The sequence below is a fragment of the Streptomyces sp. NPDC020192 genome (assembly GCF_044388685.1).
In the GTDB taxonomy this organism is placed as follows: domain Bacteria; phylum Actinomycetota; class Actinomycetes; order Streptomycetales; family Streptomycetaceae; genus Streptomyces.
The window spans coordinates 1-1,637 of the sequence record NZ_JBIRXG010000123.1; the positions used below are offsets into that span (position 1 = coordinate 1).

At 73.4% G+C, this 1,637-nt stretch carries 1 protein-coding gene; it reads left to right on the forward strand.

Going from position 1 to position 1,637, the window contains the following annotated elements; translation table 11 throughout:
- Positions 1-1,637: polyketide synthase dehydratase domain-containing protein (locus tag ACH47Z_RS47160; protein ID WP_399086836.1), on the forward strand; the 1,637-nt coding region annotated here is incomplete at both ends.

Below are 1,637 nucleotides of genomic sequence, written 5' to 3' on the forward strand. Positions count from 1 at the left end.
TTCGTCCAGGGCGTGCCGGTCGACTGGGAGAAGCTGTTCGGCGGGCGGAAGTCCGGCTGGGTGGACCTGCCGACCTACGCGTTCCAGCGGCGCCGGTACTGGCCGCAGGCATCGCTGGCGGGTGGTGATGTGACCGCCGCCGGTCTGGCCTCCGCCGAACATCCCCTGCTGGGCGCGGTGGTCGCGCTGCCGGAGTCGAGCACGGTGGTGCTGACCTCGCGGCTGTCGCTGTGCACGCAGCCCTGGCTGAGGGACCACGCGGTGCACGGGACGGTGCTGTTTCCGGGGACGGGCTTCGTGGAGCTGGCGATCCGTGGCGCGGATGCCGCTGGTGCTGGTGGTCTGCGCGAGCTGATCGTGGAGGCCCCGCTGGTCATCCCCGAGACCGACAGCGTCCAGGTCCAGGTGGTCGTGGACGATGGGACCGCGGTGATCTATTCGCGCCCCACCGACGACGACCCGTGGACCCGGCACGCCACCGCCGTCCTCGGCGACGCCTCCGTCGTCGAGCCGGGTGGGTGGCAGTGGCCGCCGAAGGATGCCGCGCGCGTGGACGTCTCGGACTTCTACGAACGCATGGCCGAGGGCGGGTTCGTCTACGGACCGGCGTTCCAGGGACTGCGGCAGGTGTGGCAGGCCGACGGCGAGGTGTTCGCCGAGGTCGCGGTCGGGGAGGACGAGGCCGACCGGGCCCGTAAGTTCGGCGTCCACCCTGCGCTGCTGGACGCGGCGCTGCAGGCCAGCACCTTCGCCGGTCTCGACCCGGCCCCGGCCGGCCGGCTGCCGTTCAGCTTCGCCGACGTGACCCTGCACGCGGGCGGTGCGACCGCGACCCGGGTACGGGTGGTCCGTACGGGCCCGGACAGCGTCCGGGTGGAACTGGCCGACGGCAACGGCGAGCCGGTGCTGACCATCGGCTCGCTGGTGCTGCGGCCGGTCGCCGCGGATGGCGTGGCCGGTGGCGTACGGTCCGGAGCGATGCTGGCGGTCGACTGGTCCTTGGCGGTCACCCTGCCGGACTCGGCGCCGGACACCGGCGTGGCCGTGTACCGCGCCCCGGACGACATCGCCGCCGCCGACGTGGTGGTGCTGGAAGCGTTCGGCGCCCGGGACGATGTGCCGCGGTCGGCGCACCATCTCACCGGCTGGGTGCTGGCCCAGGTGCAGCGGTGGCTCGCCGACGAGCAGTGCGCGGACGGCCGGCTGGTCGTGGTGACCCGCGATGCTGTCGCGGCGGTGTCGGGGGAGCCGGTGGGCGATCTGGCGGCCTCGGCGGTGTGGGGTCTGGTGCGTTCGGCGCAGGCGGAGAACCCGGGCCGGATCACCCTCCTCGACACCGACGACCGGGCAACGGTGCCCGACGCGGACTTCATCGTGCGGGTGGCCGCGGACCCCGAGCCGCAGCTGGTGGTGCGGGACGGTGTCGTACGTGCTGCGCGTCTGGTCCGGGTGACGGCTTCCGCGGATCAGGAGCCGGTGGGCTTTGGTGCGGGTACGGTGCTGGTCACCGGTGGTACCGGTGGTCTGGGCCGGGAGGTGGCTCGGCATCTGGTGCGGGTGCACGGGGTGCGGGATCTGCTGCTGGTCAGCCGCAGCGGTGGTGGTGCGGATCTGGTGGCCGAGCTGGCGGGGCTGGG